The sequence below is a fragment of the Pseudomonas sp. LB3P25 genome (assembly GCF_054897985.1).
Genome location: NZ_CM142711.1, coordinates 5340765 through 5355287 on the forward strand (window position 1 = coordinate 5340765; position 14523 = coordinate 5355287).

15 protein-coding genes and 1 riboswitch are annotated in these 14523 nt (G+C 60.5%); of the genes, 4 read left to right on the plus strand and 11 right to left on the minus strand.

What is annotated here, in order from left to right; translation table 11 throughout:
• From cobD to cobO, 5 genes are read right to left on the minus strand one after another with little or no spacing between them, the layout of a single operon-like run.
• Entirely contained in the window at window positions 1-993 is a 993-nt protein-coding gene (gene cobD, locus ACYZTW_RS24560) for a threonine-phosphate decarboxylase CobD (RefSeq protein WP_462002160.1), read from the minus strand.
• Complete coding sequence (gene cbiB / locus ACYZTW_RS24565) at window positions 986-1894, minus strand: adenosylcobinamide-phosphate synthase CbiB (protein WP_462002161.1); 909 nt, start codon at window positions 1892-1894, stop codon at window positions 986-988. The genes cobD and cbiB overlap by 8 nt, the downstream gene beginning before the upstream one ends.
• The gene (gene bluB / locus ACYZTW_RS24570; RefSeq protein ID WP_462002162.1) at window positions 1891-2541 is read right to left on the minus strand and encodes a 5,6-dimethylbenzimidazole synthase; all 651 of its coding nucleotides are present in this window, start codon (window positions 2539-2541) and stop codon (window positions 1891-1893) included. Before bluB ends, cbiB begins: the two co-directional genes overlap by 4 nt.
• A complete protein-coding gene (locus ACYZTW_RS24575; RefSeq protein WP_462002163.1) occupies window positions 2538-3920 on the minus strand; it encodes a cobyrinate a,c-diamide synthase in 1383 nt (460 codons plus the stop codon). Before ACYZTW_RS24575 ends, bluB begins: the two co-directional genes overlap by 4 nt.
• On the minus strand, window positions 3917-4528 hold the full coding sequence (gene cobO, locus ACYZTW_RS24580) for a cob(I)yrinic acid a,c-diamide adenosyltransferase (RefSeq protein ID WP_046048017.1): 612 nt from the start codon (window positions 4526-4528) through the stop codon (window positions 3917-3919). The genes ACYZTW_RS24575 and cobO overlap by 4 nt, the downstream gene beginning before the upstream one ends.
• A gap of 81 nt (window positions 4529-4609) precedes the next feature.
• Window positions 4610-4841: riboswitch (cobalamin riboswitch) on the minus strand.
• Window positions 4842-4995: 154 nt separating this feature from the next.
• On the opposite strand from cobO, the gene ACYZTW_RS24585 reads away from it, so the two are divergent.
• A complete protein-coding gene (locus ACYZTW_RS24585; protein WP_462002164.1) occupies window positions 4996-5580 on the plus strand; it encodes a hypothetical protein in 585 nt (194 codons plus the stop codon).
• 68 nt (window positions 5581-5648) lie between these two features.
• The gene (locus tag ACYZTW_RS24590) at window positions 5649-6962 is read left to right on the plus strand and encodes a PQQ-dependent sugar dehydrogenase (protein ID WP_462002165.1); all 1314 of its coding nucleotides are present in this window, start codon (window positions 5649-5651) and stop codon (window positions 6960-6962) included.
• Window positions 6963-7088: 126 nt separating this feature from the next.
• Here ACYZTW_RS24590 and ACYZTW_RS24595 read toward each other — a convergent pair whose 3' ends face one another.
• The 6 genes from ACYZTW_RS24595 to ACYZTW_RS24620 all read right to left on the minus strand — a co-directional run bounded on the left by ACYZTW_RS24595 (window position 7089) and on the right by ACYZTW_RS24620 (window position 12429).
• Complete coding sequence (locus ACYZTW_RS24595; RefSeq protein WP_462002166.1) at window positions 7089-7742, minus strand: O-methyltransferase; 654 nt, start codon at window positions 7740-7742, stop codon at window positions 7089-7091.
• A 14-nt stretch (window positions 7743-7756) separates the two neighbouring features.
• Window positions 7757-8293, minus strand: coding sequence for a C40 family peptidase (locus ACYZTW_RS24600; RefSeq protein ID WP_462002167.1), 537 nt, complete (start codon window positions 8291-8293; stop codon window positions 7757-7759).
• 166 nt (window positions 8294-8459) lie between these two features.
• Complete coding sequence (locus ACYZTW_RS24605; protein WP_462002168.1) at window positions 8460-9110, minus strand: C40 family peptidase; 651 nt, start codon at window positions 9108-9110, stop codon at window positions 8460-8462.
• Between the two features lie 213 nt (window positions 9111-9323).
• Entirely contained in the window at window positions 9324-10028 is a 705-nt protein-coding gene (gene hda, locus ACYZTW_RS24610; RefSeq protein ID WP_008148645.1) for a DnaA regulatory inactivator Hda, read from the minus strand.
• Window positions 10029-10258: 230 nt separating this feature from the next.
• Window positions 10259-11332, minus strand: a complete 1074-nt coding sequence (locus tag ACYZTW_RS24615; RefSeq protein ID WP_462002169.1) for an AI-2E family transporter — start codon at window positions 11330-11332, stop codon at window positions 10259-10261.
• A gap of 38 nt (window positions 11333-11370) precedes the next feature.
• Entirely contained in the window at window positions 11371-12429 is a 1059-nt protein-coding gene (locus tag ACYZTW_RS24620; protein ID WP_462002170.1) for a DUF2066 domain-containing protein, read from the minus strand.
• Between the two features lie 381 nt (window positions 12430-12810).
• Here ACYZTW_RS24620 and purM point away from each other — a divergent pair, with 381 nt between their 5' ends.
• Together purM and purN are read left to right on the plus strand one after the other, a co-directional pair.
• Window positions 12811-13869 carry a phosphoribosylformylglycinamidine cyclo-ligase gene (gene purM, locus ACYZTW_RS24625; protein WP_462002171.1) on the plus strand — a complete coding sequence of 353 codons (1059 nt, stop codon included), beginning with the start codon at window positions 12811-12813 and terminating at the stop codon, window positions 13867-13869.
• Complete coding sequence (gene purN, locus ACYZTW_RS24630; RefSeq protein WP_129445131.1) at window positions 13869-14519, plus strand: phosphoribosylglycinamide formyltransferase; 651 nt, start codon at window positions 13869-13871, stop codon at window positions 14517-14519. Before purM ends, purN begins: the two co-directional genes overlap by 1 nt.
• Window positions 14520-14523: the final 4 nt, after the last annotated feature.

The window sequence follows — 14523 nt, forward strand, 5'->3', positions numbered from 1 at the left end:
TCATTGGGTTTCCCTAGCGTAGGCTTCGAACGCTTGCGCGAGACGCGTCCAGTCGGCTTCATCGGCGGGCAAACCGAAACGCAGGCTGCTGTTGTCCATGAACAACCGCAGCAGAATGCCGCGTCTGGCCATGAACTCATGCAGTGCTTCGGCGCTGTCGGTGATCAGCCATTGAAACAAGGCGCAACCGCCCTGTGGTTTGAAACCGTGGTGTTCAAGCAGCAGCGCCAGACGCTCGCTGGCCTCTTCAGCGCGAACCCGTTGCCGGGCATGCCCTTCGGTATCCAGCAGACAGGCCTGCCCCAGCATCCGCGTCGGCCCGCTGACCGCCCACGGCCCCACTTGCTCGGCCAGCAACTTGAGCAACTTGCGCTCGGCCAGCACGAAACCCAGGCGCACACCGGCCAGGCCGAAAAACTTGCCGAAGGAACGCAGCACAATCAACCCGACCTGATTGGCAAAAGGTGCCAGGCTCTGCTGCGGTGTGTTGTCCATGAACGCCTCGTCCACCACCAGCCAGCCACCGCGCTGGGCCAGCCGCGAGTGCCAGTCGAGCAGACGATTGGGTGTCAGGCTCAGGCCCGTAGGATTGTTCGGGTTGACCACCACCAGCACGTCGAGGCTGTCGAGATAGAAGTCGACTTCTTGCTCCAGCACTTCACGCACGATGTAGCCATTGCGTCGCCACGCTTCGGCGTGTTCGGCGTAACACGGCGAGAGCACGCCGACCTTGCCCGCCCGGCGCAAACGCGGCAGCAACTGGATCGCCATTTGCGAGCCGGCCACCGGCAGCACCTGAGCGGCGCCGTAATAATCACAGGCCGCCTGCTCCAGACCGTCATCGGTTTCCGGCAAACGCGCCCAGGCCCGCAACGGGATCTGCGGGACCGGAAACGGCCAGGGCGCAAGGCCGCTGGACAGGTCGAGCCAATCAGCTTCGGCGATGCCGTATTCGAGCGCCGCCTTGCGTAACCGACCACCGTGTTCAAGCATAAAATTCAGCCCCCACGCAGAGGATCAGCAACCATAACCATACCCCGCGCTGGACCAATTGCCAGCCGCGGTCGATGGAGTCGGCGTCCGCCGGCATACCTTCGCCCAGTGGCGGACGCTGATGCAGTTCACCGTGATAAATCGCCGCCCCACCCAACTCGACGCCGAGCGCACCGGCACCGGCCGCCATCACCGGGCCGGCATTCGGGCTGTCCCAGGTCGGGCCTTGGCGGCGCCAGCATTTCAGCGCGAGACGGGTTTTGCCCAGCAGCGCGTAGGTCAACGCCACCAGGCGTGCGGGAATATAGTTGAGGACGTCGTCGATCTTCGCCGCCGCCCAGCCGAAACGTTCGAAGCGTTCGTTGCGATAACCCCACATCGCATCCAGCGTGTTGCTCAAACGGTAGAGCACCACACCAGGCGCGCCGGCCACAGCAAACCAGAACAGCGCAGCGAATACCGCGTCGCTGCCGTTCTCCAGCACCGATTCTGTGGCGGCGCGGGCGACTTCGGTTTTATCCAGCTCGCTGGTCTGGCGGCTGACCAGATAACTGACACGTTTGCGCGCCTCTTCCAGGTCATCACTGCGCAGCGCCTTGGCCACCGGTTCGACGTGTTCACCGAGGCTGCGCATGCCGAGGGCGCAATAGAGCACGAGAATTTCGACGATCCACCCGACATAGGGCGCCCAGGAAAACGCCGTGGCCAACAAGGTCAGCGGCAACACTGCAATCACCCAAGCAGTGACGCCATGGCTGCGCCAGCCGCGACCTTCACCATTGAAACGTTGCTCGATGCGGTCGGCAAAACGGCCGAACGCCACCAGCGGATGCCAGCGTTTGGGTTCACCCAGCAGCGCATCCAGCGCAACCGCGGCGACACTCAACAACGCCACACTCATTGACTCACTCCCCAATAATTTTCATACAGCAGCTCACTGAGCGGACGCGCCTGCGCCCAGCCTTCGAGTACCAGCATCGGCGCCGGATAAAATTCCTTGACCGGGCCGAGACAAAGTACGGCCAACGGCTTGGCTCCGGCGGGCAAACCCAGCAGGTCCGCCAGCGCTTGCGGCTCGAACAGCGAGACCCAGCCCATGCCCAATCCTTCAGCGCGGGAGGCCAGCCAGAGGTTCTGGATCGCGCAGGACAGCGAGGCCATGTCCATTTCGGGCAAGGTGCGGCGGCCGAAAATGTGGCGCTCGCGATCATCCATCAACGCAGCGACCAGCACCTCGGCGCAGTCGTTGATGCCTTCGACTTTCAGCTTCATGAATTCATCGGTGCGCTCGCCGAGGGCTTCAGCGGTGCGGATGCGTTCCTCTTCCACCAACAACTGGATCTTGCCGCGCAGGGCTCGATCACTGATGCGGATGAAGCGCCAGGGCTGCATCAGGCCGACACTCGGCGCCTGATGCGCGGCTTCGAGCAGGCGCCGCAGTAACTCGGGCTCGACCGTGCCGCCACTGAAATGACGCATGTCACGGCGTTCGCCGATGGCTCGATAAACAGCATCACGCTCGGCCTGACTGAATGCGTTGTCCGTCATGGCCTCTTCGCGAGCAGGCTCGCTCCCACAGGGTTTAGGTATTCCAATGTGGGAGCGAGCCTGCTCGCGATGGCGGCCTCAAGGTCAGGCGCAAACAATGCGGCTACAGCAGTCGGATTGGATGGAAAATAAAAGTGCACATAAGAGGCGGTCATCCGCCCTTCACGATAAACCGCCTCTGCCCCTCGCCCGCCGTTCGGGCTCAGACCACGAGCGATGGGCTCAAGCTCGGTGCTGGTCAGCGAATGGTGATAGGTGTGCCCACGCAACGACCCTTCCGGCAGTTCGACCGCCTGCAACGCCAACGCAGCCAGACGCTTTTGCATCACCGCATCCCCCGCCAGCAAGCCGACCAGTTCAGCGCGAGCCCCCTCGACATCGGTCAACGAATCGAGCAAATACAGCATGCCGCCGCACTCCGCCAACAACGGTTTGCCCGCCGCATGGTGAGCGCGGATTGCAGTCAGCATTGTGGTGTTCTCTGACAGCGCCACATGGTGCAATTCGGGATAACCGCCTGGCAGGTAGAGGCTATCTGCCTCCGGCAATTGCGTGTCACGGATCGGCGAGAAAAACAGCAACTCAGCGCCCATGGCCCGCAGCAAATCCAGGCTTGCGCCGTAGGTGAAGGCAAACGCTTCGTCACGGGCTACAGCGATACGAACGCCGGCCAACAGAGGCTCGACAGCGATCACATCAGGAGCGGCGAATTCCACCGCCGGTGGCAGCGCGACTTCGCAACTGCTGGCCAGCGCATCGGCTGCCGCATCGAGGCGCAGATCGAGATCGTTCAGCTCACTGGCCTGAACCAGACCGAGGTGTCGACTCGGCAATTCGATCCCGGTTTCCCGGGACAACGCGCCGTACCAGCGCAAGCCTTCAGTCAGGCTGCCTTCGAGCAATTGCGCGTGCCGCAACGTGCCAACACGATTGGCCAACACGCCAGCAAACGGCAAGTCCGGCTGATAACGCGCCAGCCCCAACGCCAGTGCGCCAAAGGTCTGGGCCATGGCAGTGCCGTCGATCACCCCCAGCACCGGCACACCGAAGTGTCGCGCCAGATCAGCGCTGGACGGCGTACCGTCGAACAAGCCCATGACGCCTTCGATGAGGATCAGATCGGCTTCGCCGGCCGCTTCCCACAACAGTCGACGACTTTCCTGCTCGCCGACCATCCACATGTCCAGTTGATACACCGGCGCACCGCTGGCGCGCTCGAGAATCATCGGGTCGAGAAAGTCCGGGCCGCATTTGAACACGCGCACCTTGCGCCCCTGATTGCGATGCAAACGGGCCAGTGCGGCGGTGACGGTGGTCTTGCCCTGACCGGAGGCCGGCGCGGCAATCAATACCGCCGGGCAATGACGTGGTTGACTCACAATTCGACGCCTTTTTGCGCTTTGATCCCGGCCTGGAACGCGTGCTTGATCACGCCCATTTCGGTGACGGTGTCGGCCAGTTCGATCATTTCCGGCTTGGCGCCGCGACCGGTCACCACCACGTGCTGCATCGGCGGACGGGCCTGCAAGTCGCTGAGCACTTGATCGAGATCCAGATAACCGTGCTTGAGGGCGATGTTCAATTCATCCAGCACCACCAGGCCGATCGACGGATCACGCAGCAATTCGCGGGACACCGCCCATGCGGCTTCGGCGGCGGCGATGTCACGCTGGCGATCCTGGGTTTCCCAGGTGAAGCCCTCGCCCATCACATGAAAACGCACCTGTTCCGGAAAGCGCCGAAAGAACAGTTCTTCGCCGGTGCTGCTGCGCCCTTTAATGAACTGCACCACGCCACACTGCATGCCGTGGCCCATGGACCGGGCGAGCATGCCGAAGGCCGAGCTGCTTTTGCCTTTGCCGTTGCCGGTCAGCACCAGCAGCAGGCCACATTCATTCGGGGAATTGGCGATGCGTTCGTCGATCACGGCTTTTTTGCGCAGCATGCGCGCCAGATGACGTTCGTCACGATCGGGGGTATCAGTCATGGGGGAGCTCTCCGTTGAGGCTGGATAACGGCGGGCAGGCACAAGAATAGACGGCAAGAAGCCTGGCATCGCCCACCGTGATGCCGCTGGATGGATCAGGCCGGTCTCCGGGCTCATGAGCGGCGTTGGCCTGGCTGCGCGCCTTCCCATGTTGATATCAACACAGTGGCTCAAGGCGCAGTCTTCACTCATTTACCGTTGCGGGGGCAGCGCCGGGATCGTGAGCCTTCATGAATTGAAGAGATCGCTCACCGGCTTCCCTGTTTCACTCTGTCGACCAAGGTCACAGAGCACCTGAAACAAGCCGCGAAGGTTAGAGGGTTGGGGATGGAGCGTCAATTGAAGACGGGCAGCCTGCGAGCGAATAACTGCCGTCGATCAATTATCTGACGCCAATCTTGTGCCACACTCTCAGCAGTGATATCAAAGAGCCACAACCTCACAACACAATAACAAGGGTGAGCCACATGCAAGGCATGATCATCAGCAATCCGAAGCTGGAATTCCTGCGACCGGTGCTGGAACGCTGGTTTGACTGTATCGACCGCTACAACGCCGTGCGCGGCGACAACGACACGCCTTACTGGTTCGACGAAAAAGCCAACCTGAGCCTGCTTTCCGCCGCGGCCTGGATGGCGGAAATGGTTACGCTGCAACAAACGCCAACCCGTAAACAGACCGAAGAAGGCGAACGCAATGGCCGCGCCGATCTGTTTATCGCGACCAGCGAAGAACGCGCTTACCTTCAAGCAACCCAGCGCTGGCCACGCGTCAACAGCCTGAACCTGACTCAAGCATTGCAGGACATCACCAACGACGCCAAGCGCATCAGCTACGCCAGCGACCTGAAACTCGGCTGCCTGTTCGTCGCGCCGCAAAAAGCTCAACAAAGCGCCACCCCGGAAGAACTCCAGGACATGGTCGACGACCTGCAAAAGGAACACACCTGCGCGGTAGCCTGGTACTTCCCCTATGCCTATCGCAAGTTGCGCAATGAAGCCGGCAACTATCACCCCGGCATCGCCGTGCTGTTCAAGGAAGCCCGCGGCTGACCGGTTGAACCATCGCGCACCGGCGCTTCTCTATTGATTAGGTCAATGCATTCATAGGGAAGATCAGCATGCGCAAGCCCCAGCTCGTTCTCGTCATCGTGCTCGCCGGAGGGCTTGCCGCCTGTGGTGAAACCTCCAGGCTGCAAGTCTCCGACGGCACCGGCCCGTCACCCAAGCTGCCAGAACCGAACAAGACCCTGATCCCGACGATGAACATCGCCCCGGCGATCGGCTGGCCGAACGGCGCGAAACCGATCGCCGCGACGGGGACTCAGGTGGCGGCTTTTGCCGAAGGCCTCGATCACCCGCGCTGGCTCTACGTGCTGCCTAACGGCGACGTGCTGGTCGCCGAAACCAACGCACCGCCCAAACCCGATGACGGCAAAGGCATTCGTGGCTGGGTCATGGGCAAAGTCATGGGCCGTGCCGGGGCCAAAGTACCGAGCCCGAACCGCATCACGCTGCTGCGGGACAAGGACCACGACGGGATCGCCGAAACCCGCACAGTGTTCCTGGAAAACCTCAACTCACCCTTCGGCATGACCCTGGTCGGCAATGACCTGTACGTCGCCGACACGGACCGCTTGCTGCGCTTCCACTATGAAAACGGCGAGACGGCGATCAAGTCGCAGCCGATGAAGGTGATCGACCTGCCGGGCGGTACGCTGAATCACCACTGGACCAAAAACGTCATCGCCAGCAAGGACGGCAGCAAGCTATACGTCACGGTAGGCTCCAACAGCAACGTTGCGGAAAACGGCATGGACAAGGAAGAAGGTCGAGCGGCGATCTGGGAAGTGGATCGCGCCACCGGCAACCATCGGATCTTCGCCTCGGGCCTGCGCAACCCCAACGGCATGGCCTGGGAACCTCGGAGCGGTGCCTTGTGGACGGCCGTCAACGAGCGGGATGAAATCGGCAGCGATCTGGTGCCGGACTACATCACTTCGGTCAAGGACGGCGCGTTTTATGGCTGGCCCTTCAGTTATTACGGTCAGCACATAGACATCCGCGTCGAGCCGCAAAACCCCGACCTGGTGGCCAAGGCCATTGCGCCAGACTATGCGGTCGGCCCGCATACCGCATCACTGGGCCTGACGTTTGCTGAAGGCAACAAGCTACCGGCGCAGTTCAAGGAAGGCGCATTCATCGGCCAGCATGGCTCGTGGAATCGTAAGCCGCACAGTGGCTACAAAGTGATTTTCGTACCGTTCAGCGCAGGGAAACCGATCGGGCAGCCGGTGGATGTGCTCACCGGCTTCCTCAATGACGAGGAAAAAGCCATGGGCCGTCCGGTAGGTGTGGTGATTGATCTACAGGGTGATTTGTTGGTGGCGGATGACGTGGGCAATAAGGTGTGGCGCGTTTCTGCAGCTCAATAGCCGCACACACATAACCTGTGGGAGCGACGGTGCGACGATTCGACCTGCTCGCGAAAGCGGTTGATCGGGCAACAAAGATGTTGAATGCGCCGCCCCCTTCGCGAGCAGGCTCGCTCCCACAGGGATTTAGCGCTTACGACAGAGCGTGAGCCCATCACCTAAAGGCAACAACGACAGGTCCACACGCAAGTCATCTTTCAAGGCGCGATTGAGCGTCTGGATGGCTCGGGTGTCCTCGCTCTCGGGATTGTCCTCAAGCACCCGGCCGCTCCACAGCGTGTTATCAAACACCGCCAGACCGCCGACGCGCAGCAGACGCAATGCGTGCTCCAGATAGCGTGGGTAGTTGGCTTTGTCGGCATCGATAAAGATCAGGTCGAATGGCTCTTGCTGATCCAGCTGAGCCAGGGTTTCCAGCGCGGGCGCCAGACGCAGGTCAATCCGCCCGGCAAGCCCCGCCTCCTGCCAGTAACGCCGCGCGGTGGCGTTGTAGTCGCCGGGTATGTCACAGCAGATCAGCGAACCGTCATCCGGCAATGCAGCCGCCATGCACAACGCGCTGTAACCGGTGAAGGTGCCGACTTCCAGCAGACGCTTGGCGCCGGTGAGTTTCACCAGTAGAGCAAGGAACTGGCCCTGTTCCGGCGCCACTTGCCAGCGAGCCATGGGCAGTGCCTGCGTTTCGTCACGCAAACGCTTGAGCAGCGGCGTTTCGCGCAGGGAAACGTCGAGCAGGTATTGATACAGGGAATCGTCGAGATTAAGTGTGCGGGCGGTCATGACAACCTCGCGAACTATGGGTTATGCGCCAAGTGCTCAGGTTGCAAGACGCGCTTGGCGCTCAGATAGGCTTTCTGCCAGTAAGCTTTGGACAAGTTGTCGAGCTTCACCGTGCCGCCGGTGGCCGGCGCATGGACGAAGCGACCTTCGCCGACGTAGATCCCGGCGTGACTGACCTGAGAACCGCCATTGGTGGCGAAGAAGATCAGGTCCCCGGTTTGCAGACCTTCCTTGCCCACACTGGCCGCCTGCATGCTGATCATCTCGCGCGTGGTGCGCGGCAGGGAAATGCCGGCGACGTCACGATAGACGTAACCGATCAGCCCGCTGCAATCAAAACCCGAATCCGGCGTGTTACCACCCCAGCGATACGGCGTGCCCACCAGGCCGAGCGCGCGGAACAAGACGTCTTCTGCCTCAGGGGAAAATGCTTGGGAGGAACCGAAAATAATGGGAGCGCGAACCACCGGCGCAGGTGGCGGTGTACGGCTGGCGCAGGCGCTGAGCAGCGCTGCGAAGAACATGATTGCGAGGCGGGCCGACGTCGACATATGCAGAGCATCCTGATCTGGCTGCGGCTTTTTCTGCAGGGGGGCGCAGAAAAGAAAACCGCCTGCGCAGGACGCAGGCGGTTTGCCATCAATAATAGATCAGGATTCTAGCGGCTACGCGGCAAACTTCAAGTAAGACTTTAAGTTCACCTTACAAAAAGTCCGCTTACTTGCGAGCCGTGACGATCGTCGGGGCTGCAGTTGGCGCCATCGCCAGTGCGCGCTTGGCTTCGATGAAAGTTTTGCTCCAGTAGCTGTCGCCCAGACTATCGATCCGGACACCACCGCTGCGGCGGCTACTCGAATGGATGAACTGGTTGTCACCCAGGTAGATCCCGGCGTGACTGACGCGGCCGCGACGGCCATTGGTGGCGAAAAACAACAAGTCGCCCGGCTCCAGTTTGCTGCGAGAAACCAGCGGAGCGTCGACGTTGATCATTTCGCGAGTGGAGCGTGGCAGGTTCAGGCCGGCCTCTTCACGAAACAGGTAACCGATGAAGCCGCTGCAATCAAAGCCAGCTTCGGATGTGCCGCCGAAACGGTAACGGGTACCGATCAGGGACATGCCACGTTCGAGGATGCTGTCAGCCAGAACCGGAAGCTGGTAGGACTTGCCGCCGGCGAAGTCTGCCAGTTCTTTTTCGGTGGCCGCCTCTTCCTGGAAAAGAGCTTGCTGATAAAGAGCGGAAGATTGGGCGGTAGCAGAATTTCTAACCTGCTGTTGTTGCTCTTGCTGGGACACTGGAGAGTGAGCAGCGCAACCGAACAACAGGGTAACGAGTGCGAGGGGCACGAGGGGTGCAAAGCGATTTAGCATGGGCACGACCGTGGCTGATAGTTCAAAAGATGGCGAGACTATGCCCGCTATCAACCTCATTTGCAAATTCAATCGAACTTTATGTGACTTCTCGGTTTCTCGTTTACATCTAAGCGCTTAAGCCCGTTTTAGACGTTCGCGCAGCCTGCAACCTGTAGGAAAGCGGATTTCTTGACGCCTGAAATATGCCAAAACCCACGACAGGCTTGTGTTTTACCAGCCTAAAGTTTCTTTCAGGAAGGGAATCGTCAGCTTGCGCTGAGCTTGAAGGGAGGCCTGATCGAGACGCTCAAGCAACTCGAAAAGTGCACTCATGCTGCGCGTACCGCGGGTCAAAATAAAATGCCCTACTTCATCGGTCAGGTGCAGACCGCGACGAGAGGCGCGCAGTTGCAAGGCACGCAATTTGTCTTCGTCGGAGAGCGGACGCATTTGAAAGATCAGCGCCAACGTCAGACGGGATTTGAGGTCCGCCAGCTTCACCGGCAGTTCACGCGGGGAGGTCGACGCGGCGATCAGCAGGCGTCGACCGCTGTCACGCAGACGATTGAACAGATGGAACAGCGCCTCTTCCCAATCCGCCCGACCGGCCACCGCCTGCAAATCATCCAGGCAGACCAGTTCGTACTGTTCGAGGTTGTCGAGGATGGCGATGCCGCGATCAAGCAGTTCGGCCAGCGGCAAATACACCGCTGGCTCCCCCAGTTGCTCGAAGCGCAGGCAGGCCGCCTGCAACAAGTGCGTACGCCCTACCCCGTCCTTGCCCCAGAGATAAATCAGGCTTTCGGTCCAGCCGGCGTCGGCTTCGCATAGCCGCTCGACATAGCCGAGTGCTGCGGCATTGGCGCCTGGGTAGTAATTGATAAAGGTAGCGTCATCACGCAGACGCACACCTAGGGGCAGCTGAATCGGTTTCATGCTGACTGAACAGTTCCAAAGGAACCGTTAGTGGCCTCTGTGTAAAGTTTGCGAAGTTTATACCCGTGAGGCGGGTCGCACAATGCGACAGACCACAAGCAAAATCAAAGGTTTGCGTTAACACACTGGTTTTATGACAGTTTCTTTGGCGGCGCATGTGACAGCCGCACGAGGGATTCGGGTCAACCCGGCAATGAACCAGGCTGCCCGCGATGCTTGATCAGACCCTCTTAAATCTCGGGCTCATCAACACCGCTGTACATTTCCGAATCTTTATATAAATCATGCACATGGCGCACCAGCACCATGATTACCGCCGCCACCGGCAGCGCCAGCAGCACGCCGGTAAATCCGAAGAGCTCGCCCCCCGCCAGAATCGCGAAGATCACCGCCACCGGGTGCAGACCGATCCGGTCTCCCACCAGCAATGGCGTCAGCACCATGCCTTCCAGCGCCTGCCCCACCATGAACACCGCGACGATACCGATCATGGGATACAGATCGCCACCGAACTGGAACAACCCGGCAATCAAGGCCGCACCGATACCGATGACAAACCCCATATAAGGAACGATCGCCGCCAGACCGGCAATCAAACCGATCAACAGTCCCAATTCCAGCCCCACCAGCATCAGGCCGGCCGCGTAGATCACGCCCAACGCCACCATCACCAACAACTGACCGCGCACAAACGCCCCCAGCACTTCATGGCATTCACCCGCCAGAATCACAACGCGCTCTTCGCGATCACGGGGCAGCAGGCCGCGGATCTTGGCCATCATCAAGTCCCAGTCACGCAGCAGGTAGAAACTCACCACCGGGATCAGCACCAGATTCGCCAGCCATCCAATCAGCGCCAGCCCGGAAGCCGTCGCTTGACTCAGCACCACCCCGACAATGTCAGAGGTCTGGCCCATGTGCTCGCTGATCGCAGCCTTGAGCTTGTCGAACTTCCAGAAATTATCCGAGAGTCCAAATTTCGATTGCGCCCACGGCAGCGCGGTGTGCTGCAACCAGTCGAGCATCTGCGGCGCCAGTTCATACAAGCGGAACAGCTGCTTGGCGAGCATCGGCACCAACACCAGCAGCAACGTCGTGAAGATCAAGGTGAACAGCGCAAACACTGCCACCACGCCCCAGGTGCGAGAGAGTCCGGCCTTCTCCAGCCGATCCACCAATGGATCGAACAGATAAGCCAACAGCAGCGCCACCAGAAACGGTGTCAGGATCGGATGCAACAGCCAGACAAACGCGCAGAGCAGGATTATCCCACCCAACCAGAACCAACGCCGCGTATCGGCCATGTACAACTCCCTATGCATCTATATAAAGAAGAAAACCGTTACCAACGGAATCGTAACTGCGGCACAGGTGCCGGAGTCGGCGCGACCACCGGTGCCGAACCCTCGGCCGGCTGAACCGGTGCGACTGGCGCTGGCGCTTCACCGGCCGGAACCTCCTGCAACTTCGCCAGTGACAACTGCGAGCGCAACTGATCGGCGCTGCCATTGACCCGGTAGAGAACACGGTCGCCATCGACACTTTGCAGACGTGCACCAAACGGTTCCAGCAAACGTCCAAGCGTCGCGTAGTGCTCCAGATTCATGCCCTGCACTTCAAGTAATTGTTCGCTCGAAACACCCGGCTTGACGACAAAACGAGGCGCCAGTCGCTCACTGACCGCCAGCATCACCGCATCGGCCACGGCGGCCTGATCCGCACCCTCTACGCTGCCCGCCTCCTTCTTGTCGCCCAGCCACAAATGCCATTTGGCCTGCCACTGCCCACCCTCTTCACGGGCATGCACCGCGAGCAAGGCGTCAGCGTTGTAACGCTCCGATGCCCCGCGCAGTGGCGTCGCGTCCGTACCTTCCAGATTCGGTGCCGTGGCGACGATCTGCTCACTCAGGTCTGCCAGCGGCAGGCGCAGCGGCAGACCACGGTGTTGAGCCGCTCGGCGCAGCGGTGCAGCACTGGCCTGGCCATCGCCCACCAGGCTCGAACCCTCAGTGGAATCGTTCAACCACCAGCCGAGGATCGAAGGCCGGTTCGCCCCCCACAACGACAGCCCGGCACGACGCAACGCTTGCTCGGTGGTGGCCGGGTCGAAATCGACCTTCAGCACTTCCGGCGGACCGGCGTCAAAGCCGTACTGACTGATGATCTGTTGCGGGTCTTTGCGCAGTGCCGCCAACCCCGGGCTTTGCGCAGCCTTGGGATCACCGGTCAGGCGCAACACCAACGTATCCAGCGCTTGCTGGGTCGCTTGATCGCGCACCTCTGGGGTTTGACCACTGACAGGCTGACGCACCTGATACAGATTTTTGACGGTTTCGGCATGACTCGCCAGGCTGACCAATGACATACAGCCCGCAAATAAAAATCTAGAAAAAAAACGCATGGAGGATTCCTGACGACAAGAGCGGCTGGAACAGACCGCGTGAACCGGATTGAGCAAGGCTGTGACCACGCCCCCAAGCAAAACATTCACCCGACCCCGATAGTTTTTGCACTGTCATAACGATAGACGGTTAATAGCGATACCTTATACAGCCATGAAGGAGGCGACCAACACGGGCAATGAAGGTTTTTTTAAGCGGATATGCCCCTGCCGTCGGCCTGAGGATGGCCGCTGCCCCTCAAGCCTGATAAAATCGCGCGCCTTCGCAGACCGGCAACAGCCGGGCACCCTGAAATTCGCGGATGGCAATCGCCTTCGTCAGTTTCGGTGGTCCCACTGGACTCGGTCGTTACCCCTGAATCCCCCCTAAAGGCCTGGATCATGAGCAAGCAACCCTCCCTGAGCTACAAGGACGCCGGTGTAGACATCGACGCCGGTGAAGCATTGGTCGAACGCATCAAGAGCGTCGCCAAGCGCACTGCGCGCCCGGAAGTCATGGGCGGCCTGGGCGGTTTCGGCGCCCTCTGCGAAATCCCGGCCGGCTACAAGCAGCCCGTGCTGGTTTCCGGCACCGACGGCGTCGGCACCAAGCTGCGTCTGGCGCTGAACCTGAACAAGCACGACAGCATCGGCATCGACCTGGTTGCCATGTGCGTGAACGACCTGGTGGTCTGCGGCGCCGAGCCGCTGTTCTTCCTCGACTACTATGCCACCGGCAAACTCAACGTCGAAACCGCGACCCAGGTCGTGACCGGCATTGGCGCTGGCTGTGAATTGTCCGGCTGCTCCCTGGTCGGCGGCGAAACCGCTGAAATGCCTGGCATGTACGAAGGCGAAGACTACGACCTGGCTGGCTTCTGCGTCGGCGTCGTGGAAAAATCCGAAATCATCGACGGTTCCAAAGTCGCTGCCGGCGATGCCCTGCTCGCGCTGCCGTCTTCCGGCCCGCACTCCAACGGCTACTCGCTGATCCGCAAGATCATCGAAGTGTCCGGTGCCGACATCGAAAGCATCCAGCTCGACGGCAAACCACTGACCGACCTGCTGATGGCCCCGACCCGTATCTACGTGAAGCCGCTGCTCAAGCTGATCAAGGAAACCGGCGCCGTGAAAGCCATGGCCCACATCACCGGCGGTGGCCTGTTGGACAACATCCCGCGCGTTCTGCCAAAAGGCGCACAAGCCGTGGTTGACGTCGCGAGCTGGACCCGTCCTGCCGTGTTCGACTGGCTGCAAGAGAAAGGCAACGTCGACGAAAACGAAATGCACCGCGTGCTGAACTGCGGCGTGGGCATGGTCATCTGCGTCGCTCAAGAGCACGTTGAAACCGCGCTGAACGTGCTGCGTGAAGCCGGCGAGCAGCCTTGGGTCATCGGTCAGATCTCCACCGCGGCCGAAGGCGCGGCTCAGGTTGAACTGAAGAACCTCAAGGCTCATTGATGTCCCAGACCTGTGATGTGGTGGTGCTGTTGTCCGGCACCGGCAGTAACTTGCAGGCCTTGATCGACAGCACGCGGACCGGCGACAGCCCGGCCCGCATCGCTGCGGTGATTTCCAACCGCGCCGACGCCTACGGCCTGCAACGCGCCAGGGACGCGGGTATCGACACCCGCACCCTGGATCACAAGGCTTTCGAAGGCCGCGAGGCCTTCGATGCCGCGCTGATCGAACTGATCGACGCGTTCAACCCCAAACTCGTGGTACTGGCCGGCTTTATGCGCATTCTCAGCGCTGGTTTCGTGCGCCACTACCAGGGTCGCCTGCTCAACATCCATCCTTCGCTGCTACCCAAATACAAAGGGTTACACACGCATCAGCGCGCGCTGGAAGCCGGCGACACCGAGCACGGCTGCTCCGTGCACTTCGTCACCGAGGAACTCGATGGCGGACCACTGGTCGTACAGGCAGTAATACCGGTAGAGTTGCACGATTCGCCGCAGAGTCTGGCGCAGCGAGTTCATACCCAGGAACACCTGATCTACCCGCTGGCTGTACGCTGGTTTGCCGAAGGTCGTGTATCACTCGGCGAGCAAGGTGCTTTACTGGATGGAAAGTTACTCGCGGCCAGCGGCCACTTGATTCGAACCTAGGAGA